Origin of the sequence: Hydrogenophaga sp. (genome assembly GCF_051860785.1) — a bacterium.
In the GTDB taxonomy this organism is placed as follows: Bacteria; Pseudomonadota; Gammaproteobacteria; order Burkholderiales; family Burkholderiaceae_C; genus Hydrogenophaga.
In genome coordinates this window covers 242,071-264,453 of sequence record NZ_JBIMLB010000003.1, presented here as the reverse complement: position 1 = coordinate 264,453, position 22,383 = coordinate 242,071, and the positions used below count along the sequence as shown (strand labels likewise).

The 22,383-nt window shown below is 66.4% G+C and carries 20 protein-coding genes and 1 tRNA gene; 12 read left to right on the top strand and 9 right to left on the bottom strand.

Translation table 11 applies throughout. The features are described 5' to 3' along the window. The first annotated feature begins 23 nt into the window (after nt 1-23). Nucleotides 24-2,723, top strand: a complete 2,700-nt coding sequence (locus tag ACTIF6_RS06545) for a DUF349 domain-containing protein (RefSeq protein ID WP_439587200.1) — start codon at nt 24-26, stop codon at nt 2,721-2,723. Here the strand turns inward: ACTIF6_RS06545 and ACTIF6_RS06540 are convergent. Genes ACTIF6_RS06540 through ACTIF6_RS06515 form a run of 6 tightly spaced genes read right to left on the bottom strand, consistent with a single transcriptional unit; the run spans nt 2,713 to nt 8,035 of the window. Beyond that, nucleotides 2,713-3,573, bottom strand: a complete 861-nt coding sequence (locus tag ACTIF6_RS06540; RefSeq protein ID WP_439587199.1) for a zinc-dependent peptidase — start codon at nt 3,571-3,573, stop codon at nt 2,713-2,715. The two genes, ACTIF6_RS06545 and ACTIF6_RS06540, sit on opposite strands and share 11 nt — an antisense overlap. After that, on the bottom strand, nt 3,570-4,388 hold the full coding sequence (locus tag ACTIF6_RS06535; protein WP_439587198.1) for a UDP-2,3-diacylglucosamine diphosphatase: 819 nt from the start codon (nt 4,386-4,388) through the stop codon (nt 3,570-3,572). Before ACTIF6_RS06535 ends, ACTIF6_RS06540 begins: the two co-directional genes overlap by 4 nt. A 27-nt stretch (nt 4,389-4,415) precedes the next feature. After that, nucleotides 4,416-4,922, bottom strand: a complete 507-nt coding sequence (locus ACTIF6_RS06530) for a peptidylprolyl isomerase (protein ID WP_439587197.1) — start codon at nt 4,920-4,922, stop codon at nt 4,416-4,418. A gap of 4 nt (nt 4,923-4,926) precedes the next feature. Then, entirely contained in the window at nt 4,927-5,526 is a 600-nt protein-coding gene (locus ACTIF6_RS06525) for a peptidylprolyl isomerase (RefSeq protein WP_439587196.1), read from the bottom strand. Next, entirely contained in the window at nt 5,526-6,977 is a 1,452-nt protein-coding gene (locus ACTIF6_RS06520) for a L,D-transpeptidase family protein (protein WP_439587195.1), read from the bottom strand. The genes ACTIF6_RS06525 and ACTIF6_RS06520 overlap by 1 nt, the downstream gene beginning before the upstream one ends. Then, nucleotides 6,977-8,035, bottom strand: a complete 1,059-nt coding sequence (locus ACTIF6_RS06515; protein WP_439587194.1) for a L,D-transpeptidase Cds6 family protein — start codon at nt 8,033-8,035, stop codon at nt 6,977-6,979. The genes ACTIF6_RS06520 and ACTIF6_RS06515 overlap by 1 nt, the downstream gene beginning before the upstream one ends. Before the next feature lie 135 nt (nt 8,036-8,170). Here ACTIF6_RS06515 and cysS point away from each other — a divergent pair, with 135 nt between their 5' ends. From cysS to ACTIF6_RS06480, 7 genes are all read left to right on the top strand, one after another. Further along, nucleotides 8,171-9,547 carry a cysteine--tRNA ligase gene (gene cysS, locus ACTIF6_RS06510; protein WP_439587193.1) on the top strand — a complete coding sequence of 459 codons (1,377 nt, stop codon included), beginning with the start codon at nt 8,171-8,173 and terminating at the stop codon, nt 9,545-9,547. Next, nucleotides 9,547-10,197 carry a DNA-3-methyladenine glycosylase family protein gene (locus ACTIF6_RS06505; protein WP_439587192.1) on the top strand — a complete coding sequence of 217 codons (651 nt, stop codon included), beginning with the start codon at nt 9,547-9,549 and terminating at the stop codon, nt 10,195-10,197. The genes cysS and ACTIF6_RS06505 overlap by 1 nt, the downstream gene beginning before the upstream one ends. A gap of 54 nt (nt 10,198-10,251) precedes the next feature. Then, nucleotides 10,252-11,238, top strand: coding sequence for an acetyl-CoA carboxylase carboxyltransferase subunit alpha (locus ACTIF6_RS06500; RefSeq protein ID WP_439587191.1), 987 nt, complete (start codon nt 10,252-10,254; stop codon nt 11,236-11,238). A gap of 1 nt (nt 11,239) precedes the next feature. Continuing rightward, nucleotides 11,240-12,232, top strand: coding sequence for a tRNA lysidine(34) synthetase TilS (gene tilS / locus ACTIF6_RS06495; RefSeq protein WP_439587190.1), 993 nt, complete (start codon nt 11,240-11,242; stop codon nt 12,230-12,232). A 73-nt stretch (nt 12,233-12,305) separates the two neighbouring features. After that, nucleotides 12,306-13,586 (top strand): aspartate kinase, encoded by a 1,281-nt coding sequence (locus tag ACTIF6_RS06490; protein ID WP_439587189.1) that lies wholly within the window; start codon nt 12,306-12,308, stop codon nt 13,584-13,586. Between the two features lie 19 nt (nt 13,587-13,605). Then, nucleotides 13,606-13,698, top strand: a tRNA-Ser gene (locus tag ACTIF6_RS06485). Between the two features lie 57 nt (nt 13,699-13,755). Continuing rightward, nucleotides 13,756-14,664 carry a DMT family transporter gene (locus tag ACTIF6_RS06480; protein WP_439587188.1) on the top strand — a complete coding sequence of 303 codons (909 nt, stop codon included), beginning with the start codon at nt 13,756-13,758 and terminating at the stop codon, nt 14,662-14,664. A gap of 9 nt (nt 14,665-14,673) precedes the next feature. Here ACTIF6_RS06480 and ACTIF6_RS06475 read toward each other — a convergent pair whose 3' ends face one another. Genes ACTIF6_RS06475 through ACTIF6_RS06465 form a run of 3 tightly spaced genes read right to left on the bottom strand, consistent with a single transcriptional unit; the run spans nt 14,674 to nt 17,227 of the window. Further along, nucleotides 14,674-15,129: an RNA-binding S4 domain-containing protein gene (locus ACTIF6_RS06475; RefSeq protein WP_439587187.1), complete on the bottom strand. Its 456-nt coding sequence runs from the start codon at nt 15,127-15,129 to the stop codon at nt 14,674-14,676. Continuing rightward, nucleotides 15,126-16,559 (bottom strand): sensor histidine kinase, encoded by a 1,434-nt coding sequence (locus ACTIF6_RS06470; RefSeq protein ID WP_439587186.1) that lies wholly within the window; start codon nt 16,557-16,559, stop codon nt 15,126-15,128. The genes ACTIF6_RS06475 and ACTIF6_RS06470 overlap by 4 nt, the downstream gene beginning before the upstream one ends. After that, complete coding sequence (locus ACTIF6_RS06465) at nt 16,556-17,227, bottom strand: response regulator transcription factor (protein ID WP_439587185.1); 672 nt, start codon at nt 17,225-17,227, stop codon at nt 16,556-16,558. The genes ACTIF6_RS06470 and ACTIF6_RS06465 overlap by 4 nt, the downstream gene beginning before the upstream one ends. 148 nt (nt 17,228-17,375) lie before the next feature. On the opposite strand from ACTIF6_RS06465, the gene ACTIF6_RS06460 reads away from it, so the two are divergent. From ACTIF6_RS06460 to ACTIF6_RS06445, 4 genes are all read left to right on the top strand, one after another. Further along, nucleotides 17,376-18,335 carry a Bug family tripartite tricarboxylate transporter substrate binding protein gene (locus ACTIF6_RS06460; RefSeq protein WP_439587184.1) on the top strand — a complete coding sequence of 320 codons (960 nt, stop codon included), beginning with the start codon at nt 17,376-17,378 and terminating at the stop codon, nt 18,333-18,335. Nucleotides 18,336-18,487: 152 nt separating this feature from the next. Further along, nucleotides 18,488-19,015, top strand: coding sequence for a tripartite tricarboxylate transporter TctB family protein (locus ACTIF6_RS06455; RefSeq protein WP_439587183.1), 528 nt, complete (start codon nt 18,488-18,490; stop codon nt 19,013-19,015). A 7-nt stretch (nt 19,016-19,022) separates the two neighbouring features. Then, nucleotides 19,023-20,513, top strand: a complete 1,491-nt coding sequence (locus ACTIF6_RS06450) for a tripartite tricarboxylate transporter permease (RefSeq protein WP_439587251.1) — start codon at nt 19,023-19,025, stop codon at nt 20,511-20,513. Nucleotides 20,514-20,801: 288 nt separating this feature from the next. Further along, entirely contained in the window at nt 20,802-22,283 is a 1,482-nt protein-coding gene (locus ACTIF6_RS06445; RefSeq protein WP_439587182.1) for a sigma-54 interaction domain-containing protein, read from the top strand. Nucleotides 22,284-22,383: the final 100 nt, after the last annotated feature.

The following is a 22,383-nucleotide window of genomic DNA, read 5'->3' as shown; positions in this document are numbered from 1 at the left end:
ACGAATCGATCAAATCTTTCCCCATGTCGCTGTTTTCCCTGCGCAAAGCCCCGTCTTCGTCCAACGCTTCCGAATCCGCTGTGAACACGCCCACCTCTCCCAAGTCCACCAGTGCCCATGCCGCTCACCCGCTGGACGCCATGACCGGCGGCGCATTCTCTGCGCCCACGTCGGGAGAGCGTGCCGCGCGCATTCGCACCTGGCTGGCCACCGATCCAGCGCTGGAGCAGATGAACGAGGTTTTCAAGGAACTCTCGCACCGCGACCGGGGCGCAGCCAAGCCGCTGAAGGAAAAGCTCGACGAGGTCAGGCGCCAGAAGTCGCAGGAGCAGATGTCGGTGGAATGGGCGCAGAAGGCCGAAGCGATGATCGGCCAGTCCCGCCTCAACCTGGCCGATGCGCTGGCCTGGCAGCGCGATGCCGCTCGCGCTGGTGCACCGCTTTCGCGCGAACCGCTGGCCGCGCTCAAGCAGGCGCTGGCCGAGCGGGTGAAGGCCATCGAAGATTTGCAGCATCGCGTGCAGGTCGAGCGCGAAGCCGCCGTGCTGATGGCCCAGCGCATTGAAGTGCTCTCCACCAAACCCTGGCGCGAAGCGCAGCAGATGGCCGAGACCCTGCGTGCCGATGTGGACCAATGGCAGCAGCAAGCCGGCGCGCTGACGCAGGACCCGCAATGGGCCAGCGTGGATGTGAAATTTCCGCCCATGCTCGATGCCTCGCGCCAGCAGCTCCAGATCGTGTGGGACGCTTTTGGCGCTGCGCTGGCGCAGACCGTGGCCGCCGATGCCAATCCCCAGGCACCCCTGCCTGCGGTGCCTGTGTGGGCCGACGAACTGCGTGCCGCGCGCGGGCAGGAAACGTCTGCCACCGCCGAGAAGAACGCACAGGATTCGCAAGCCCAGCAGGAACGCCGCGCCCGTGCAACCGCTGAGCTGGATGCTGCGCTGACCGTGCTGGAGCGAGAACTCGCAGAGGGCCACGGCAAGGCCACGCCCAAGGCCGCCGCCGACGTGCGCGCCCTGTTGAAAAGCCACGGCCGCCTGGTGGGCGCCGCGCTCGAAGGCCGTGCCAACGCTGCGCTGGCGCAAGCTGGTGAGCTCGAAGGCTGGCAGCGCTGGCGCGCCGACCAGTTGCGCGAGGAACTCGTGGTCAAAGCCGAGGGCTTGCTCCAGGCGCCCGAGGGCCAGCGCCTGGGCGGGCGCAAGATGCAGGAGACCTTGCGCGCGCTGCGCGACCAGTGGAAAACCACCGACCAGGGCGGCCAGCCCAACCACGCGCTGTGGAAACGTTTTGACGAAGCCTGCACCGAAGCCCACAAGGTGGTGGAGGCCTGGCTGGTGCAGGTTCGCCAGCAGAGCGAGGCGCACAAGGCGCAGCGCCTGGCCATCATTGAAGAGTTGCGCGCCTGGACAACGGCCCATGCCGAAAGCACCGACTGGAAAGCCCAGGTGCGCGAGTTGCACGGCTTTTCGGAACGCTGGCGCGAGGCGGGCCACTTGAGCGAGAAGGCTTTTGCCGACATCCAGCCGGTCTGGAAAGAGGCCATGCACACGGCGCACGGTCGCCTGGAAACCGCGCAGGCCGAGAGCACGGCGCGGCGCAAGGTGCTGATCGAGGAGGCCACGCAACTGGGTGCCGCGCCCATGCTGCGCATCGATGCCGTCAAGGCGCTGCAGCAACGCTGGCAGGCCGAGGCGCACGCCGTGCCGCTGGAGCGCAAGCACGAACAGAAACTCTGGGAAGCGTTTCGTCAGCCCATCGACGAGGCATTTGCCCGCAAGAGCACGGAGCGCGAAAAGGCCGTCACGGCGCTCAGCGCGCACGACCAGCGGGTGCTGGATGCGTCGCGCGCCCTGGAGACCGCCAGCGCTGGCGGCGACGTGCAGCAGATCCGCGCCGCCATGGCGGCGCTCGAGGCGGCGCTGAGTGCTCAGCCCGAGGTGGTGGCTGCGAAACCGGCGCCGGCCGATGCACCGGCTCCGGCAGCGTCCGTTGAATCGACCGGTGAAACGCCTGCCGGTGATGCACCGTCCGCCGAAGCGGTGCCCGCACCGGCACCGGCGCCGGCGCCCGCGGCACCACCGAAGAAGCTGGTGGCCATGCGCGGCGATGACCGCCCCGGCATGAAGAAGACCGAACCTGCGGGCCGCGATGCACGCCGCGACGGCAAGCCGGGTGGCCGGCCCGACGGGCGAGGTGGCCCGCGCGATTCCCGCGATGCACGTGGTGCCACGCCCTGGCGCGAAGAGCGCGAGCCGCGCGGCCCGCGCCTGGGCGATGCGGCCTTCCGCGCGCAGCGCCAGGCCGTGGAAGCGGCGCAGGCCAGCCTGCGAAAGCTGGCGGCACAAGCCCATGGTGAAGTGATCACGCAGCTCATGACCGCGTGGGAACAGCGCGATGCCGAACAACTGCCGGCTGCGCAGGCCCTGGGTGCGCGCGTGAATGGCCCGAGCAGAGCGGCCTGGGTCGCGGCGCTGGCCAAGCCCGCAGCCGCCTTGGGCGGCGAGACCTTGTTGCGCCTGGAGATGGCGGCCGAGGTACCCACGCCGGCCGAACACCTGAGCGATCGGCGCCTGCTGCAACTGCAGTTGCTCACGCGCCGCCACGCGGCCGCACCGGCCGACACCTGGGTGGAAGACGTTGGCGCCGTGCTCGCTTCGGCGTTCGACGCGTCGAACGCGCGTCGGCTTCAGAACGTGCTGAAAGCGCTGCTCAAGCGCTGAGCGTTCGCGCCGCCCGGAAGAAGCCGTCGTACAGCGGCATGAGTTCGGGGAATTCCTCGGCGAAGCGCTCGCGGTTGACGAAGTAGGCCTCGCAGGTCACGGCGAAGAACTCGGCAGGGTCCTTGGCCGCGTAATCGTCGAGCCAGGGCACTTCGCCACCGAATCGCTCGGCCATCGACACCGCCTCGCGAAATCGGTCGTAGCTGGCCTGCATGGTCTGGTGCCAGATCTGCTGGGCCCTGGCGCGCTGGCGCGTACCCATGAAGCCGGCCGGCAAGGGTGGCGCGCCATCGGGCGAATCGCCCAGGCGCAGGCCCAGCATGTCCATCTTGTGAGCGAACTCATGGATCACGACGTTGTGACCATGCTCGGCGCGTTCGCCCGCATGGGCCACGTCCTCCCAGCTCAGCATGAGCGGCCCCCGGTCCATGGCCTCGCCTGCGATCACTTCGTCGTAATGGTGCATCACGCCTGCGCTGTCCATGGTCTTGCGCCGCGCCACCACCGCGCCCGGCTGAACGACGATGCCGACGAAGTCGCCATACCAGTCCAGCAGGTCGCGCGGATCCTGCACCGCCTCGCCCGATACCCCGTGCATGTGCAACAGCGGCAGGCAGGCCTGCGCCGCGATGGCCAAGGCCATGGTGTCAGAAACCACCAGTCCGTTGGCGCCATGGAATTCCTTCTCCATCAGGAAATGCGCGCACAGCAGACGCAAACGTTCCTGCTCCAGAGCATTCAGTTCCATGAGAAACGGATGTCCGGCCAGCGTGCGGCGCCACAGCGCATCGGGTACGGGCGTGGGCCGGCGCAGCTTGCGCGGCAGCCAGCGTTGGATGAAGTCGATCATGACACCAGTGGTCGGCGGTGCAGACCCTGCGAGTCCAGGCGGAGCACCTCGGCGCGCGGCGGTATCGCGCTGGCATCCCAGTCACTGAGTACCACGCGCTGCAGCCCGTCGCCCAGCGCATGTTCGGTGGGCCGGTGCGTGTGTCCGTGGATCATCGTATGGGCTCGCGCATGCTGTAGCCAGTCGCGCGCGGCGTCGGTGTCCACATCGGCCCAGAGGGCAGGGTCGTTTCCGGTGAGCTTCTTTCGGGCCTCGCTCTGCGCGCGCAACTCGCGTGCGATGGCTTCGCGCTGTGCCAGAGGCTGGGCCAGGAACCCATGCTGCCAGGCTGCCTGCCGCACCTGCGCGCGAAAGCGCATGTAGTCGGTGTCGTCCAGGCACAGCGCGTCGCCATGGCTGAGCAGCCAGCGCCGTTCCCGGAACACCAGCACGGTGGGGTCGGCCAGGGCCTGCATGCCGCAAGCCTCGAGGGCGCGCGGGCCGAGCAGGAAGTCGCGGTTGCCATGCTGAAAAAACACTGGCGTGTGTCGACTGTGGGCGTGCAGGGCGGCCGCGCAGTCGCGCTGGAAACGGTGCTCGTCGGTGTTGGGTGTGTCGGCCTCCAGCACGTCATCGCCCACCCACACCTCGAACAGGTCACCCAGGATGAACAGCGCATCGGCCGTGCCGTGCGGTGGCATGGTCAGGTAGCGCTGGAAGGCCGCGAAGGTTTCGGGCTCACTGGCCTGCAGGTGCAGATCGGAAATGAAATCGACCGCTTGCCAGCTCGCAGTTGCGGTCAGCTCGGCAAAGCGGTCGATCGGGGTGTCGGGCATGGAGGCTGGGGCGTGATGCCCCGGTGATCAGAGCGCTACCGCTTTTTCGATCACCACGTCGTCCTTGGGCACATCGTCGTGGAAACCCTTGCGACCCGTCGGCAGCCCTTCGATCTTCTTGACGATCTCGGCGCCTGAGACCACCTTGCCGAACACGGCATAGCCCCAGCCTTGTGCGCTGGGAGCGGTGTGGTTGAGGAAACCGTTGTTGGCCACGTTGATGAAGAACTGCGCCGTGGCGGAGTGCGGGTCGCTGGTGCGCGCCATCGCCACGGTGTAGGTGTCGTTCTTCAGGCCATTGTTGGCTTCGTTGGCGATCGGCTTGTCGGTGGGCTTCTGGTTCATGCCCGGCTCGAAACCGCCGCCCTGCACCATGAAGCCAGGGATCACGCGGTGGAACACCGTGTTGTCGTAGTGGCCCTTGGCCACGTAGGCAAGGAAGTTGGCGGTGGACTGGGGGGCTTTCTCGGCGTCGAGCTCCAGCGTGATGACGCCGTGACCGGCAATGTGCAGTTCGACTTGGGGATTGGCCATGGTGTTATTTCTCCAGAGTGGCTTTGAGGATGGTGATGGGGGTCCGGGGCACGTTCTGGTGCATGCCCTGGTCGCCGACGGCAACGGCGCGGATCTTGTCGACCACGTCCATGCCCGCGACGACCTTGCCGAAAACGGCATAGCCGTATCCATCGGGCTTGGGGGCGTTCAGGTTGGGGTTGTCCACCGTGTTGATGAAGAACTGGGACGTGGCCGAATTGGGGTTGCCCGTGCGCGCCATGGCGATGGCGCCGCGGTCGTTCTTCAGGCCGTTGCCGGCTTCCAGCGGAATCGGGGCCTTGGTAGGCTTTTGCTGCAGATCGGGCGTGAAGCCGCCGCCCTGGATCATGAAGTCGCTCATGACGCGGTGAAACACCGTGCCGTCGTAGTGCTTGTCGCGCACATACTGCAGGAAGTTCTCCACCGTCTTTGGCGCCTTCGTCGGGTTGAGCTCCAGCACGATATCGCCCATGGAGGTGGTCACGCGGACCTTGGGCGCAGCGGCTTGAGCCAGTGTGCTCTGGGGCAGCGTGAGCGAAGCGCTGGTGATCAGCGCCGCCAGCAGAGCGCTGGCGCCACGGCGCGACAGGGGGAATGAATACATCAGATGGTTCCTTCAAAAAAGATCGTCCAGCGATCCTGCTCACGCGTCCAGTACTGGCGCTTGGTGACACCCCGGCTCTGGCCGACGGCCACTTCGCCGAAGGTGACGACGAGGGTGTCATCCTGGTCGCGCCAGCGCAGCACGGAAACGTCCTTGAGCTGGATCTGGCGCGAACCGCTGGATCGCAACTCGTTTTCCACGCGGGGCCACCATTGGGCCAGATCGCGGCCCTGGTTCATGAACCGGCTCGAATAAAACCCTTTCAGACCGTTGGCGTCACCCGCGCTGCGCGTCTGGCGCCACGACTCGAGAACCGTCTCGAACTGGCCGCGATCACCTGCCAGTGCCTCGGGTTGCACCCACTGGAGTTCGGGCGCGATCACCACAGGCGTGGTCCGGATCTGCACCGTGGCCAGCACGCGCTCCAGATCGGGGTTGGACAGCACCACACAGCCATCGGACGCCTGCGGCGCGCGCACGAACTGGTCGCTCGGCGTGCCGTGCAGCCAGATCCCGCTGCCGGTCTTGCCGCGCTGTACATCCAGTGGATTGGGGTAGTTGATGGGCAGTGCGCCCACGCCGTACAGGTCGGGCAGGTTGGCGGGGTTGAGCGTGCTGGTGATGTAGTACACGCCCAGCGGCGTGCGCTTGTCGCCTTCGGTCGTCTTCTCGATGCCGGAGAGCCCAACGGAAATGTAGAAGTCGCCGATCAGCTTCAGGCGTGGTGTGCGGTCCTGCTCGCTGGTGGACCGCGTCGAGGTCTGGTTCTCGAACAGGTAGAGCCGTGATCGTGAGGCGTCGATGGCGATGGCGTGGCGGCTCTGCGGGGACAGCGTAAGGAACTGCGTGGGCACGCCGCCTTCGGGCGGGCGCTCGGTCAGTGCGCGCAGCCGCCGGCTGGATTCTTCGCGCAGCGTGGCGAGCTGCTGTGCAGCAGCCAGGGCCTGGGTGTCGGGAACGTCGCCGAGGCGGCGAACCGGTCGCGCCTGCAGGCTGAGAAGGTCGCCGTGCACGAGGTGGGCGAGTTGGAAATTGGGATGGTCGCGCACCAGAGCCTCTGCGCGCTGGAGCGCCTGCCGGTGCCGCGCCTGGCCGATGAGCTGGTAGATCTCGATCAGGCGCGCTTCGGCCTGGCCCATGAGTGGCCGGGAGGCTTTCAACTGTTGATCGGTCAGGGCCACAGGCGCCAGGCCGGATCGCCCGGGTTCTGGCTGGCTCCTTACCGTGTCGTCCATGCGGGCCTGCGCCGCATCGATCAATTTGGGCGAAGCGCTGGGGGGGGCCGGGAGGTGGGAGGTGCCGAAGGAAGCGTACAGCCCAAGCGCCAGCGCCACCGCAAGCGCGGCCAGCCCGACACCCCGAGGCATGCGCCAACCGGTGCCACCGCCCGAGCCCATCACCGAGGTCGGGAAGCTGGCATGACCGCGTTGTGCGAACCGCCGACTGCCCATCAGGATCCCGTGGATTCCCGAACGATCAGCCAGCGGTTTCCGCTCCTCACCAGTTCCAGCGTCTTGCGACTGGTGATGTTCAGGTTGTCCGAGGTGTAGTCCTGGCGGAAGCGGGCGGTGGCACGGTCTGCGTTGACCGTGATCGCCAGGTCGCTCAATTCCACGCCGATGCGCGAGCGCGGTTCGATGCGCGCGCGCCGGTCAGCTTCCCAGGCGCTGCGCGACTGCCCACTCGGCGGCGTGAAGTTCGGGCCGTAGGCGGCCAGGTACTCGCTCATGTTGCGGGCCGACCAGGCCTTGGCCCAGCTGGTTACCGCAGATTCCACGTCGCGTTGGGCGTCGCCGGAGGCGGCGGGTGCGGGGGCAGGCGCCGGTGTGGCAACAGGGGCCGGCGCTGCCGCCACCGGCGGTTTCGCGGCGGGCGCGGGTGTGGCCGTGGCAGCAGGTGCCGGTGCAGCAGCCACCGACGTGGCCGGGCGCGCCGTGCCCGTGCCGTTGGCCGCGAACAGGTTGCGGATCAGGCTGAGCTTGGGCACCACAGCGGCGTTGCCGGCATCGAGCTGCAAAGCCTTGCTGTAGGCCTGGCTGGCCAGCTTGGCGTACACATCGCCCAGGTTCTCGTGGGCCGTGGCATAGCTCGGGTTGGTGCGAATGGCCATCTCGAGCGCGGCACGGGCCTTGTCGAACTGACTCTGGCTGGCATAGAGCACGGCCAGGTTGTTGTAGGGTTCGGGCAGCTCGGGGTAGTCTTCGGTGAGCTTGGTGAAGGTGGCAATCGCATCGGCGGCCTTGCCGCTTTCGGTCTGGATCACACCCTTGAGAAAGCGCATCTGCGGATCGCGCGGTTTGGCGGCCAGGTACTGGTCGGCCTTGTACATCGCCTCATTGAACTGGCCCGAACGGACCAGGCGATTGACCTCGGCGTAATCGTCGGGCTGTGCCCAGGCCAGTGGCGTGGCCAGGCTGAGCAATGCAACCGCAGACCATGTCAGGCGCCGCACCTGCGCAGACAGGGCGGGAAGGGTGGCAGCGTGGAACAGGCCGGTCGAGGATTTCACGGGGTGGTGCATGGGACCTCTGTTGATCGAAGGCCCGAAGCCGCACAGGAGCGAACCGACGGGCTGGATATACTGGCGGATTGTATCTGAGGGGGTCCGGTTCCATGGCCGCGCCAGACCACTCGCCGCCGTTCCATGACCCTGAAAATCCACAACACGCTGTCGCGACGTCTGGAGGCGTTCCAGCCCCTCGAACCCGGTCATGTGCGCATGTACGTCTGCGGCATGACGGTGTACGACCTGTGCCATCTCGGCCATGCGCGCTCCATGCTGGCTTTCGACGTGGTGCAGCGCTGGCTCAAGGCCACGGGCTACCGCGTCACCTATGTGCGCAACGTCACCGACATCGACGACAAGATCATTGCCCGCGCCATCAGGAACGGCGAGACCATCACAGCGCTGACCAACCGCATGGTGGATGCGCTGCACCAGGACGCCGATGCGCTGGGCATCGAGCGACCCACGCACGAACCGCGCGCCACCGAGTACGTGCCGCAGATGCTCGCGCTGATCGGCCGGCTTGAAAAAAAGGGGCTGGCGTATCGCGCTGAAGGTGGCGATGTGAACTTCGCGGTTCGCCGCTTCGAGGGCTATGGCAAGCTCTCGGGCAAGTCGCTCGACGAACTGCGTGCAGGTGAGCGCGTGGCCGTGAACGACGGGAAGCACGACCCGCTGGACTTCGTGCTCTGGAAAGCGGCCAAGGCCGACGAGCCAGCCGAGGCGAAGTGGGACGGTGCCTACGGCGAGGGTCGTCCGGGCTGGCACATCGAATGCTCGGCCATGAGCTGCGAGATGCTGGGCGAGACCTTCGATATCCACGGCGGTGGCGCCGACCTCCAGTTTCCCCATCACGAAAACGAAATTGCGCAAAGCGAGGGCGCCACTGGCCAGCCGCTGGCGCGCTTCTGGATGCACAACGGCTTCGTGCGCGTGGACAACGAGAAGATGTCCAAAAGCCTGGGCAACTTCTTCACCATCCGCGAGGTGCTGGAGAAATACGACCCCGAGACGGTCCGCTTCTTCATCCTGCGTGCCCACTACCGCAGTGCACTGAACTACAGCGATGTGCACCTGGACGATGCGCGTGCCGCGCTCAAACGCCTCTACACCGCGCTCTCACAGGTGACGCCCGTTTCGATGACGGTGATCGACTGGAGTCTGCCGCACGCGCAGCGTTTTCGTTCCGCGATGGACGAGGACTTCGGCACACCCGAGGCGGTGGCGGTGCTCTTCGAACTGGCCAGCGAAGTCAATCGCACACAGGACAAGGCTCTCGCCGGACTCTTGCGGGCGCTCGGTGGCACCCTGGGTCTGTTGCAGGCCGACCCGCAGCGCTTTCTGCAAGGTGGCAACGCCAACGACGAAACAGCCATCCAGGCACTGATCGATCAACGCGTCGCCGCCAAGGCGGCACGCGATTTCGCCGAAGCCGACCGCATCCGCAAGGTCTTGCTGGACCAGGGCATCGTGCTCAAGGACAATCCCACCGGCACCACCTGGGAGCGCGCCTGATGGCCACCAGCACTCTGCCTGACACCATTCCCGAGCCGCCTCCCTACTGGGTCGACGCCTGTCGCCACCTGATGAAGCGCGACCGGGTGCTGAAGAAGCTGATTCCCCAATACGGCAGTGCCTGCCTGCAGTCGCGAGGTGACGCTTTCGGCACGCTCGCACGCAGCATCGTGGGCCAGCAGATTTCGGTGAAGGCCGCGCAATCGGTCTGGGACCGTTTTGCGCTGTTGTCGAAAAAAATGACGCCGGGCCAGGTGCTCAAGCTCAAGGTGGACGACATGCGGGCGGCAGGCTTGTCGGCTCGCAAGGTGGAATACCTCGTGGACCTGGCCCTGCACTTTGCCAACGACCAGGTGCACGTGAAGGGCTGGGCCACGATGGACGACGAGGCCATCATTGCCGAGCTCGTGGCCATCCGCGGCATCGGCCGATGGACGGCGGAAATGTTCCTCATCTTCCACCTCATGCGGCCCAACGTACTACCGCTGGACGACATTGGCCTGCAGAACGGCATCAGCCGGTGTTACTTCTCTGGCGAGCCGGTGAGCCGCAGCGAGATCCGCGAAGTGGCCAACTCCTGGGCCCCTTTCTGCAGCGTGGCAACTTGGTATATTTGGCGCTCGCTCGATCCGCTTCCGGTGAGTTATTGAGCTTTCTTCCGGACTCACCGGGACGTCGTTGCAACAAGACCAAAGGAGCACACCTTGGCCAAAAGGAATTTTCTGGATTTCGAGCAGCCCATTGCCGAGCTCGAGACCAAGATCGAGGAGCTTCGTTATGTGCAGACCGAATCGGCGGTCGACATCTCCGAAGAAATCGAGCAACTGGCTGGCAAGAGCCTGCAGCTCACCAAGGACATCTACAGCAGCCTCACGCCGTGGCAGATCACCAAGATCGCTCGCCACGCCGACCGGCCTTACACGCTGGACTACGTGCGTGAGATCTTCACGCACTTCGTGGAACTGCACGGTGATCGCCATTTTTCGGACGACCTGAGCATCGTCGGGGGCATGGCGCGCTTCAACGGCCAGCCCTGCATGGTCATCGGTCACCAGAAGGGGCGCGACACCAAGGAGCGTGGCATCCGCAACTTCGGCATGACCAAGCCCGAGGGCTACCGCAAGGCGCTGCGCCTCATGAAGCTGGCCGAGAAGTTCAAGCTCCCGGTCTTCACTTTCGTCGACACGCCCGGTGCGTATCCCGGCATCGATGCCGAGGAGCGCGGCCAGTCCGAGGCCATCGGCCGCAACATCTTCGAGATGGCGCAGCTCGAGGTGCCCATCATCTCCACCATCATTGGTGAAGGCGGCTCGGGTGGCGCGCTCGCCATTTCGGTGGCCGACCAGGTGCTGATGCTTCAGTACTCGGTGTACTCCGTGATCAGCCCGGAGGGATGTGCCTCCATCCTCTGGAAGACCAGCGACCGCGCCAGCGATGCGGCTGACGCGCTGGGCATCACTGCGCACCGTCTCAAGGCCCTGGGCCTGGTGGACAAGATCGTCAACGAACCGGTGGGTGGCGCGCACCGCGACCACAAGCAGATGGCCGCCTTCCTCAAGCGCGCTCTGGGCGATGCCTGGCGCCAGGTGGCCGACCTCAAGGTCAAGGAGTTGCTGGACCGCCGCCATGCGCGCCTCAACAGCTACGGCCGGTTCACCGACACCAAGGCCGACGCCAAGGACAAGCGCTGAGGTGAAACCCGCCGGCCACGCATCGGCCAACCCCTGCGAGCAGGCGTTGGCGGCGTGGTGCGATCGGCATCCCCTGGCATCCAGCGCGGTCTCCGCCGTGGCCTTCAGTGCCGGCGCCGATTCCACCGCCTTGCTGCTGGCCGCGAACGCACGCTGGCCTGGAGGTGTGGTGGCCCTTCATGTACACCACGGATTGCAGCCGGCAGCCGATGGGTTCGAGTCGCACGCGCGCGATTTCTGCGCACGGCACGGCGTGTCGTTGCAGGTGGCTCACGTGGACGCGTCGAGCGACCCCGGGCAAAGCCCCGAAGACGCCGCGCGCCTGGCTCGCTACGCCGCATTGGCGCGCCTGGCGCAGGACGCGGGCGCGGCGTGCGTGCTGCTCGGCCAGCACGCCGACGACCAGGCCGAGACGCTTCTGCTCGCGCTCAGTCGGGGCGCGGGCCTGCCGGGCCTGGCCTCCATGCCCGAGCGTTTCGAGCGGCACGGCGTGGTGTTCGGCCGACCCTTGCTGGCGATTCCAGCGGTCGATTTGCGGAACTGGCTGCACCACAGCGGCCACACCTATGTGGACGACCCGAGCAACACCGACGAACGCTTCACGCGCAACCGCATCCGCGCCACGCTGATGCCGGCCTGGGATGCCAGCTTCCCGGGTTTCCGCCCCATGCTCGCGCGCAGTGCCCGGCATGCCGCGCAGGCGCAACGGCTGCTCGATGATCTTGCCGCCATCGACCTCGCGCACATCGGTAAGCCTCCGGTCATTGGGTCGTTGCAATCGCTTTCGCGAGACCGGCAGGGCAACGCCTTGCGCGCCTGGTTGCGGCACGAGGGTGTGGCCGCCAGCGCCGCGCAACTCGACGAACTGCTTGACCAGATTGCCGACTGCACCACACGCGGTCATCGCATCCGGCTCAAGGTGGCCGGTGGACTTGTCACCCGTGAAGGTGCACACCTTCGCTATGGGCCGGCATCGCAACCCCCCATCCTATAATCTCAGGGTTTTGCCTGATGGAGCCCGGGAAGAGGGCATCCAGAGACGACCACTCCACTTCGATTCAACCCCGATGGCTCTGATAGTTCACAAGTACGGCGGCACCTCCATGGGGTCGACCGAGCGCATCCGCAACGTCGCCCGGCGCGTCGCCAAATGGCACCGCGCGGGCAACCAGCTCGTGGTGGTGCCCAGCGCCATGAGCGGCGAAACCAACCGCCTGCTCGGTCTGGCCAAGGAACTGGCCCCCACGAAACCCGGTACGTCCTACGGGCGCGAGCTCGACATGCTCGCCGCCACTGGCGAACAGGCTTCCTCCGCCTTGCTCGCCATTGCCCTGCAGGCCGAAGGCATCGAGGCCGTGAGCTACGCGGGCTGGCAAGTGCCCATCAAGACCAACAGCGCGTACACCAAGGCGCGCATTGAATCCATCGACGATGCCCGCATCCGCGCCGATCTGAACGCCGGCAAGGTCGTCATCGTCACCGGCTTCCAGGGCATGGACCCCGATGGCCACATCACCACGCTCGGCCGTGGCGGCAGTGACACCTCCGCCGTGGCGGTGGCCGCCGCGCTCAAGGCGGCCGAGTGCCTGATCTACACCGATGTCGATGGCGTCTACACCACCGACCCGCGCGTCGTGCCCGAAGCACGTCGCCTGCAGCGCGTGAGCTTCGAGGAAATGCTCGAGATGGCCAGCATGGGCAGCAAGGTGCTGCAGATCCGCTCGGTGGAGTTTGCCGGCAAGTACAAGGTACCGCTGCGCGTGCTCTCCAGCTTCACGCCCTGGGACATCGACCTGAACGAAGAAGCCGCCTCCGGCACCCTGATCACTTTTGAGGAAGACGAAGACATGGAACAAGCCATTGTTTCGGGCATTGCATTCAACCGCGACGAAGCCAAGATCTCGGTGCTCGGCGTGCCCGACACCCCTGGCATCGCCTACCAGATCCTCGGCGCGGTGGCCGACGCGAACATCGAGGTCGACGTCATCATCCAGAACCTGAGCAAAGACGGCAAGACCGACTTCAGCTTCACGGTGCACCGCAACGACTACCAGAAGACGCTGGACCTGCTCAAGGCCAAGGTCGTGCCCGCGCTGGGTGCGGCCGAGGTGGTGGGTGATGCGCGCATCTGCAAGGTCAGCATTGTGGGCATCGGCATGCGCAGCCACGTGGGCGTGGCCAGCCGCATGTTCAAGTGCCTGAGCGTGGAGGGCATCAACATCCAGATGATCTCCACGTCCGAGATCAAGACCTCGGTGGTGATCGACGAGAAATACATGGAGCTGGCGGTGCGTTCACTGCACCGCGAGTTCGACCTGGACCAGACGGCGGACACCATCGCAAGCTGAGGCATAATACGCAGCTTCCGGAGCGATGACCGAGTGGCCGAAGGTGCTCCCCTGCTAAGGGAGTATGGGGTGTAGAGCCTCATCGAGGGTTCGAATCCCTCTCGCTCCGCCAACACATGCCAGCCACACGAAACGCGCCTCCGGGCGCGTTTTTCATTTCTGCGCGGCCATGTCCACATCCAGCACCACCCCCATCTCCACCACCGCGTTCGCCACGCTGCTGCTCATCGCTTTCATGATGGGCGCGAACCACGTGGCCGCACGCCTTGCGTTCGACAACGGGGTGAGCGTGGCCACGGCGGTGGCGTTTCGCAGTTGTGTCACGGCGCTGGTGGTCGGACTGATCCTGGTGGCCTACCGGGTACCGTTGACTCTGCAAGCGCGTCACCGCAAGGCACTGCCGTTGATCGGCCTGCTGGTGGGCGTGCAGAGTCTGTGCCTGTACGCATCGGTGGCGCGTCTGCCGGTGGCGCTGGCGCTGCTGGCGTTCAACACCTACCCGCTGTGGACGGCGTTGTGGGCGCGTGTGGTGTATGGCCAGCGTCCGGCGCCGCGCGTGTTGCGCGCCATGCCGGTCATGCTCCTCGGCCTCGCCCTGGCACTTGATGTGTTCGGTGCGGCATCGGGCCTTGGCGCGTCGGGCCACTGGTCGAGCATTGGCGTGGGCGTGGCCTTTGCACTGGCGGCGGCGGCCACCTTCGGCATGGCGCTGGTGGTCACCCAACACGAAACGGCGGACCTCGATGGCCGGCTGCGCACCACGACCACCATGGCCATCGTTGCGGTGATGGCGCTGGTCGCCACCAGTTTTCAGGGGGGTCTGGCGCTGCCGCAGGTGCCCATGGGCTGGGTGGGCCTGTTCGGGCTCACCTTCCTCTACGGCACGGCCTTCACCATCATGTTCACCGTGTTGCCCAAGCTGGGCGTGGTGGGCAACTCGGCCATCATGAACATCGAGCCCATCTTCGCGCTCGTGCTGGCCTGGGCCATCCTCGGTCAGTCGATTGCCCTGGTGCAGGTGGCGGGCGGGCTGGTGGTGGTGGCCACGGTGATGTGGTTGGGGCTGCGCAAAGGCTGAGTCGCGCCGTCACTCGGCGTCCATCGACGCGCTCCAGCGGTCGTTCCAGTCCGGGCGCGCGTCTTTCTTCATGCCCTCGATGTGGCGGCGGTCGCGTTTCGTGGGTCGGCCCAGTGGCTGGCTGTGCGCGGGTTCGGGTGCCAGGCGGCGGAGTTCGGCGGCTTCCTGGCGTTGCCGCAGCGATTCGGGTGTTTCCTCGAAGAGCAGGGCGGCCACCGGGGCCGGGCCGCGCACGCCACTGAGCGCTCTCACGACCACGGTGCGCACTTCATGGCCGATGCGCAGTTCCAGGACGTCGCCGGCCTTCACCTCACGCGAGGGCTTCACGTTCGCGCCGTTGAGCTTTACGCGGCCCTTGTCGATCTCTTCACTGCTGAGTCCGCGCGTTTTGTAAAAGCGCGCAGCCCAGAGCCATTTGTCCAGGCGAACCTTGGTGGAGGCGTTGTCGGAGGAAGCGATCTTCATGTCTCGTTGAAGGTGGATGACAAGGGCAGGCGCACGGTGGCATCCAGTCCGCGCACCTGGCCGTGCTGCACACGGTTGTCCAGGTCGATGCTGCCGCGCAGCGAGTTCACGATTTCACGGCAGATCGCCAGTCCCAGGCCCGAGCCGGAAAGGGTGGGGCTGCGGCTGTGGTCGGTGGCGAAGGGCTGGAAGAGCCGCTCTCGCAGGGCAAGCGAGATGCCCGGGCCGTCGTCGCTCACCGTGAGCGCAGCGGTTCGCCCATCGGTGACGAGCGATACCGCCAGCCGCGAGCCCACAGGTGTGTTCTTGATGGCGTTGTGCAGCAGGTTGCGGCTGAGTTCGCGCAAGGCCCACTCGTGCGCTTGCACCGGCGCTGGGCTTGCGTCGAGGGAGAAGTCGAGCGAGCGATCTCCGATCAGGGCGGAAAGGTCAAGGGCGACCGCCCGCAGCACGCCGGACCAGTCGACCACCGGCACGCTCTTTTCCTGGCGCAGTTGCTCCACCTTGGCCAGCGCGAGCATCTGGTTGGCCAGTTCGGTGGCGCGGTCGACGGTGTGGCCGATCTCTTCGAGTGCCTGCATCGGTTCCACGTCGCCACGCCGCGCCGATTGCACCTGCGTCTTGAGCACGGCCAGTGGTGTGCGCAACTGGTGCGAGGTGTCGCGCACAAAACGCTTCTGGTGATCGAGCAGGTGCGCCAGGCGCTGCATGTGCTGGTTGGTGGCGTCCAGCAAGGGCCGCAGTTCTCTTGGTGCGCCCTCCGTAGGCAATGGGGAAAGATCGTTCTCGCTGCGCGCGGCCAGCGCGTGGCTCACGGCACGCACCGGCCGCGTGGCGCGCTGCACCACGTACACCACCACCAGCGCGATCACGATCACCAGCACCGCCTGGCGCCAGAGCGTGTCGACCAGGATCTGGCGCGCGAGCGTCTGTCGCAACTCCAGCGTCTCGGCCACCTGGATGGTGGCCATGCCCAGGCCTTCCACGCCGGCCACGGGTTGCAGCAGCACCGCCATGCGCACCGGCACGCCCCGGTACTCGTCGTCGTAGAAGTTCACCAGCGCCGCGTAGATGTTCTTGGCGGGGATGTCGCCGCGCCTGGGCGGCAGGTCTTCGAAGCCCGACACCATTTCGCCGTCGAAGCCGCTCACGCGGTAGAACAGCCGGCTGCGGTTGTCCGCCTCGAAGGCTTCGAGCGCCGAATACAGCATGGTGGACTGCACGCTGGCGCCTGCGCCCTTGCCGGACACCTGCAGCTGTTCGCCCAGCGACTTCGCCGTGGCCAGCAGGGTGCGGTCGTAGGCGGTGTCGGCGGCCGCGAGTGCCTGCCGGTAGAGCACCACCGTGTTGATCAGCACGAAGGCAAACACCGGCAGCAGGATGCCCAGCAGCAGCGTGCGGCGCAACGAAGTGGTCGCCGGACTGTTCATGAAGGGTCGGACTTCAGCAGGTAGCCCAGACCGCGCAGCGTGACCAGTTGCGCACCGGTGTGAGCGATCTTCTTGCGCAGCCGGTAGGCCACCACCTCGATCGCTTCGGGCTGCACCTGGCTTTCGCCTGGAAACACCAGCTCGAACAGGCGTTCCTTGCCCATGGCGTGGCCCGGTTTGCCAAGCAGGGCGCGCAGCAGGGCCAGTTCGCGCGGCGCCAGCTCCATGGGCTGGGCCTCGAAATAGACCGCGCCGCTGTCTTTGTCCACCTGCATGCCGCACCACACGGGCGTGGCGGGCGCGGTGCTGGTGGTGCGGCGCACCAGGGCGCGCAGGCGGGCTTCGAGCTCGTCCAGGTCGAACGGTTTGGGCAGGTAGTCGTCGGCCCCGGTGTTCAGGCCCAGGATGCGGTCGCCCACGGTGCCGCGTGCGGTGAGGATGATCACAGGCGTGGTGAGACCTGCCGCGCGGGCCTGGCTGAGCACTTCCAGGCCATCCAGTCCGGGCAGGCTCAGGTCCAGCAGCACCGCGTCGGGCAGGCTGGCCTGCCACAGGGCCAGGGCCCGGGCGCCGTCGTCGCACCCCAGCACCTGCATGCCACGCCGCTCGAAACTGCGGCGCAGGGTGGTCTGCATGGTGGGGTTGTCTTCGATCAGGAGCAGCTTCATGTCTGGGGAGATTATGGGTGTGGGTCGTGCCGTCGGCGAAGCATGAAATGGGGTCGTCCTAGGGTTTTCACGGGGTCGATGGACAGCGAACTGACAGCGAGCAGGCGCAACATCCGGAGTGTCCGTTTCACCCACAAGGAGACAAGCCATGCGTCGCGATACCTTCCTCAAAACCCTGGCCGCTCTGGCCGCCGCGGGTGCCCTGCCGAATGCGGCCTGGGCCAACGCCAACATCAAGATGATGATTCCCGCCAACCCCGGCGGCGGCTGGGACGGCACCGGCCGTGCGCTCGGCGACGCCCTGCGCGACGCGGGCGTGGCGTCTTCCGTCACCTATGAGAACAAGGGCGGCGCGGCCGGTGCCATCGGCCTGGCCCAGTTCTTCAACGCCAGCAAGGGCGATCCCAATGCGCTGATGGTGATGGGCGCGGTGATGCTCGGTGGCCTGATCACCGGCAAGCCACCGGTGTCCATCACGCAGCTCACGCCCATTGCGCGCCTGACGACCGAATACAACGTGTTCGTGCTGCCCGAGAACTCGCCCCTCAAGACCATGAAAGACGTGGTGGAGCAGCTCAAGAAAGACCCCGGCAGCGTCAAGTGGGGCGGTGGTTCGCGCGGCGCCACGGAGCACATTGCCGCAGCGCAGATCGCGCAGGCCGTGGGCGTGCCAGCCTCCAAGATCAACTACGTGCCGTTCCGTGGCGGCGGTGAAGCCACGGCCGCGATCCTGGGCGGCAACGTCACCGTCGGCGGCAGCGGCTACAGCGAGTTCCAGCAGTACATCGAGAGCGGCAAGATGCGCGCGATCGCGGTCACTTCCGGCCAGCGTGTGAAGGGCATCGACGTACCGACGCTGAAAGAGCAGGGCATCGACGTGGAAATCGGCAACTGGCGCGGCGTGTACGGTGCGCCCGGCATCACGCAGGCGCAACGCGATGCACTGACCGCCATGGTCGTCAAGGCCACGCAGAGCAAGTCCTGGGCAGCCTCGCTGGAGAAGAACGGCTGGACACCCGCTCTGCTGACCGGCAAGGCCTTCGACGAGTTCGTGGACAAGGACTTCTCCTCGCTGCGCGCGACCATGGTTCGTGCCGGCATGGTCTGAATTCGGTCACCCCCCTGCGCCGCTTTGCGGCTTCCCCCCTCTCTGTCGCGCCTTCGGCGCTGGGAGGGGGGACGGCATCTTGGGCCGGCGTAGCCGGACCCTCGATGCCTCTGGTTTTGCGCGGCTTCGTTCGTTGCGCCTGGAGCATTGACATGGAAACTCTTGATCACCAACCTCAGAGCTCGCACCGTCCGGGCCAGCTCGCTGTGGGCATTGGCGCGCTCGTCGTGGCCGCCGTGCTGGCCTACGGTGCGACCGACATCTCGTCCGACTCGGGCTATGCGGGCGTGGGCCCGAACTTCCTGCCCTGGGTGATCAGCGCTGCGCTGGCCATCTGTGGCGTGATGCTGGTGGTGGAGGTGTGGCGCGGCGGCTACCGCAACATGCCGGAGCCTTCGGGCGCAGCGCGTGGCGACTGGCGTTCGCTCGCCTGGGTGTCGGCTGGCGTGCTGCTCAACGCCGCGCTCATCACCACCATCGGCTTCATCCTCAGTTGCGCGCTGTGCTTCGTGCTCGCGGTGCGCGGCCTGCGCGCCAGCGAAGGCAAGCCGGCGGGCGGCGTGCAACAGACCGTGAAAGACGCGGTCATCGGCATCGTCATTGCGGCGCCGGTGTTCTGGCTGTTCACGAAAGTGCTGGCGGTGAACCTGCCGGGCATCACGGCCTCTGGATGGATCTGACACCATGATGGACACCCTCAACCTGTTGCTCGGTGGCTTTGCCACGGCGGGCACGCCCATCAACCTGCTGTGGGCGTTTGCCGGCTGCGCGCTTGGCACCGCCATCGGTGTGCTGCCCGGCCTCGGCCCGGCCGTTACGGTGGCCATGCTGCTGCCCATCACCGGCCAGGTGGAACCCACCGCGTCGATGATCTTCTTCGCCGGCATCTACTACGGCGCCATGTACGGCGGATCGACCACATCGATCCTGCTCAATACCCCGGGCGAGACCGGCACCATGGTGACGGCGCTCGAAGGCTTCAAGATGGCCAAGAGTGGTCGCGCCGGTGCGGCGCTGGCCAGCGCCGCCATCGGCTCCTTCATCGCCGGCAGCATCGCCACCATCCTGGTCACGCTGTTCGCGCCGATCCTGGCGCAGTTCGCCGTGCGACTCGGGCCACCCGAGTATTTCTGCCTCATGCTGCTGGCTTTCACCACGGTGAGTGCGGTGCTCGGCCAGAGCACGCTGCGCGGCCTGACCGCACTGTTCTTCGGTCTGGCGCTGGGCCTGATCGGCATCGACCAGATCACCGGCCAGGTGCGCTACACGGCCGGCGTGCTGGAATTCATGGACGGCATCGAAGTGGTGCTGGTGGCTGTGGGCCTGTTCGCGGTGGCCGAAGCGCTCTACAACGCGCTCTACGAAGGCCGCAGCGAGGCCACCATGAACAAGATGACCAAGGCGCACATGACGCGCAAAGAGTGGCGCCGTTCTTGGCCGGCCTGGCTGCGTGGCACCGCCATTGGTTTTCCTTTCGGCACCATCCCGGCGGGCGGCACCGAGATTCCGACCTTCCTGAGCTACGCCACCGAACGCAAGCTGGCATCGCCCGAGCACAAGGCCGAGTTCGGCAGCACGGGCGCCATCGAAGGCGTGGCCGGCCCCGAGGCGGCGAACAACGCGGCCGTCACGGCCACGCTGGTGCCGCTGCTCACGCTGGGCATTCCCACGTCGGTCACGGCGGCCATTCTGCTGAGCGCGTTGCAGAACTACGGCATCAACGCCGGGCCACAGCTGTTCCAGACGTCCTCTGCGCTGGTGTGGGCGCTGATTGCCTCGCTCTACATCGGCAACGTGATGTTGCTGGTGCTCAATCTTCCGCTGGTGGGCCTGTGGGTGAAGCTCCTGAAGATTCCACGACCGCAGCTCTACGCCGGCATCCTGATCTTTGCCACGGTGGGTGTGTACGGCATGCGCCAGAGCGCGTTCGATCTGTTCCTCATGTACGGCCTGGGTTTGCTGGGCGTGGTGATGCGCCGCTACGACTTCCCCACGGCACCGGTCATCGTGGGCCTGATCCTCGGTCCCATGGCGGAGGCGCAGATGCGCAATGCCGTATCGATCGGCGAGGGCAGCTGGATGGTGTTCCTGCAGCGCCCGATGTCGGCCACTTTGCTGGCGGTGGTGGTGATGGTTCTGATCCTCCCTCGCTTGTTGTCGCGGCGTGTAGTGGTTTAAGACCTCGCGGGCTCGTGAGCGCAGGGCGCTCTGCTCCGCGAATGTCCTCCGGACCGGCTTTGCCGGTCCTCCCCCTTTATTTCGCTGCGCAGAGCGCCCTGCGCTCACGAGCCGGAGTGATGTTGGCACGCCCACAGAACGAGCGCCAACGAGGTCATCGTCGGCCATGGGACATGGCGCAGCGAAATAAAGGGGGAGAGGCGGCGAAGCCGACTCGGAGGACATTCGCGGAGCCGTGCCCCATGGCCGACGATGACCGGACCCACCACCAGGGGTACCATTCGAAAAATGACCCGAGACGACCGCCTCCCACGCGACGCCCAGAGCATTCTTGAGCTGGCCGCGAGGTCCATGTTCGAGCTGTTCGCCAACGCCAGCGAAGGCATGATGCTGGTGGACCGCGACGGCCGTGTGGTGTGGATCAACGACCAGTACCGTCGCTTCCTGCCCGCGCTCGGATTCGAGCGCGAAGAAGACTTCGTCGGTCACCCGGTGTCGCGGGTCGTGCAGAACACGCAGATGCACCAGGTGCTGGCCACCGGCAAGCCCATCCTCATCGACCTGCTCACCAACCGCGCCGGCACCTTCGTCGTCAGCCGCATTCCGCTGCGCGACGATGCGGGCGAAGTCATCGGCGTGCTGGGCATCGTGCTGTTCGACCACCCCGAGACCACGCTGCAACCCCTCATCAGCAAGTTTGCAAGGCTGGAGCAGGACCTGAGCGAGGCGCGCCGCGAACTCGCCAGCCAGCGCCGCACCAAGTACACCTTTGCCAGCTTTGTGGGCAGCAGCGCCGCCGCGCTGGAGGTGAAACGCCAGGCGCGCCGCGCGGCGCAGTCGGCCAGCCCGGTGCTGCTGCTGGGCGAGACCGGCACCGGCAAGGAGCTGCTGGCGCACGCCATCCACGCCGCCTCGCCACGTGCGGGCCGCCCCTTCGTGAGCGTGAACATGGCGGCCGTGCCCGACACCCTGCTGGAGGCCGAGTTCTTCGGCGTGGCGCCGGGCGCCTACACCGGCGCCGACAAGAAGGGCCGCGACGGCAAGTTCAAACTGGCCGACGGTGGCACGCTGTTCCTCGACGAATTGGGCGACATGCCGATGTCGGTGCAGGTCAAGCTGCTGCGCGCCCTGCAGGAAGGCGAGATCGAACCGCTGGGGTCGAACAAGCTGGTGCGTTTCGACGTGCGTGTGGTCGCCGCCACCTCGCGAGACCTGCAGCAGATGGTGCGCGACGGCAGCTTCCGCGAGGATCTGTACTACCGCCTCAACGTGCTGCCGATCCGCGTGCCGCCGCTGCGCGAACGGCAGGACGACATCACGCTGCTGATCGAAGCGCTGTGCGAAGACATTGCCGCTCGCGGCGGCGGCGCACAGCTGGAGCTCACCGCCGATGCGCAGGCCTTGCTCGGCGCGCAACCCTGGCGCGGCAACATCCGCGAACTGCGCAACGTGCTGGAACAACTGGCCTTGCGCAGCGACACCCACCACATCGAAGCCGCACAGGTCGACGCCGTGCTGCGCGAGGCCGGCCTGCCCGCGTTGACACCGAATGCGGTGGCCCGCAGCGCGCCGCGCACCTTGCCCGGTGGCGACCTCCGCCCCCTGCCTGAACAGATCGCCGAACTGGAGCAGCGCGCGATTGCGCTCGCGCTGGAGCGCACTGGCGGCAACCGCACGGCTGCTGCGAAGTTGCTCGGCATCTCGCGGGCCAGCCTGTACGACCGGCTGGGCGGGCAGAGTGAGGTGTCTGAAATTCAGACGATCGTCTGAAAATCAGACAATCAAACGTCGAAGGATTGTCTGAAATTCAGACGAATTTGGATTGGATTTTTGAAATCTGGTTTGAAATCAATGGCTTGAATCTCTGGCA

Excerpts from the sequence above, each read along its gene's own strand:
- ACTIF6_RS06450 (WP_439587251.1), top strand. The coding sequence starts at position 19,023 with ATGGACACCCTCAACCTGTTGCTCGGTGGCTTTGCCACGGCGGGCACG.
- ACTIF6_RS06465 (WP_439587185.1), bottom strand. The coding sequence starts at position 17,227 with ATGAAGCTGCTCCTGATCGAAGACAACCCCACCATGCAGACCACCCTG.
- ACTIF6_RS06480 (WP_439587188.1), top strand. The coding sequence starts at position 13,756 with ATGTCCACATCCAGCACCACCCCCATCTCCACCACCGCGTTCGCCACG.
- ACTIF6_RS06535 (WP_439587198.1), bottom strand. The coding sequence starts at position 4,388 with ATGCCCGACACCCCGATCGACCGCTTTGCCGAGCTGACCGCAACTGCG.
- ACTIF6_RS06530 (WP_439587197.1), bottom strand. The coding sequence starts at position 4,922 with ATGGCCAATCCCCAAGTCGAACTGCACATTGCCGGTCACGGCGTCATC.
- ACTIF6_RS06470 (WP_439587186.1), bottom strand. The coding sequence starts at position 16,559 with ATGAACAGTCCGGCGACCACTTCGTTGCGCCGCACGCTGCTGCTGGGC.
- ACTIF6_RS06490 (WP_439587189.1), top strand. The coding sequence starts at position 12,306 with ATGGCTCTGATAGTTCACAAGTACGGCGGCACCTCCATGGGGTCGACC.
- ACTIF6_RS06540 (WP_439587199.1), bottom strand. The coding sequence starts at position 3,573 with ATGATCGACTTCATCCAACGCTGGCTGCCGCGCAAGCTGCGCCGGCCC.
- ACTIF6_RS06520 (WP_439587195.1), bottom strand. The coding sequence starts at position 6,977 with ATGGGCAGTCGGCGGTTCGCACAACGCGGTCATGCCAGCTTCCCGACC.
- cysS (WP_439587193.1), top strand. The coding sequence starts at position 8,171 with ATGACCCTGAAAATCCACAACACGCTGTCGCGACGTCTGGAGGCGTTC.
- ACTIF6_RS06475 (WP_439587187.1), bottom strand. The coding sequence starts at position 15,129 with ATGAAGATCGCTTCCTCCGACAACGCCTCCACCAAGGTTCGCCTGGAC.
- ACTIF6_RS06455 (WP_439587183.1), top strand. The coding sequence starts at position 18,488 with ATGGAAACTCTTGATCACCAACCTCAGAGCTCGCACCGTCCGGGCCAG.
- ACTIF6_RS06545 (WP_439587200.1), top strand. The coding sequence starts at position 24 with ATGTCGCTGTTTTCCCTGCGCAAAGCCCCGTCTTCGTCCAACGCTTCC.
- ACTIF6_RS06525 (WP_439587196.1), bottom strand. The coding sequence starts at position 5,526 with ATGTATTCATTCCCCCTGTCGCGCCGTGGCGCCAGCGCTCTGCTGGCG.
- ACTIF6_RS06445 (WP_439587182.1), top strand. The coding sequence starts at position 20,802 with ATGACCCGAGACGACCGCCTCCCACGCGACGCCCAGAGCATTCTTGAG.
- ACTIF6_RS06460 (WP_439587184.1), top strand. The coding sequence starts at position 17,376 with ATGCGTCGCGATACCTTCCTCAAAACCCTGGCCGCTCTGGCCGCCGCG.
- ACTIF6_RS06505 (WP_439587192.1), top strand. The coding sequence starts at position 9,547 with ATGGCCACCAGCACTCTGCCTGACACCATTCCCGAGCCGCCTCCCTAC.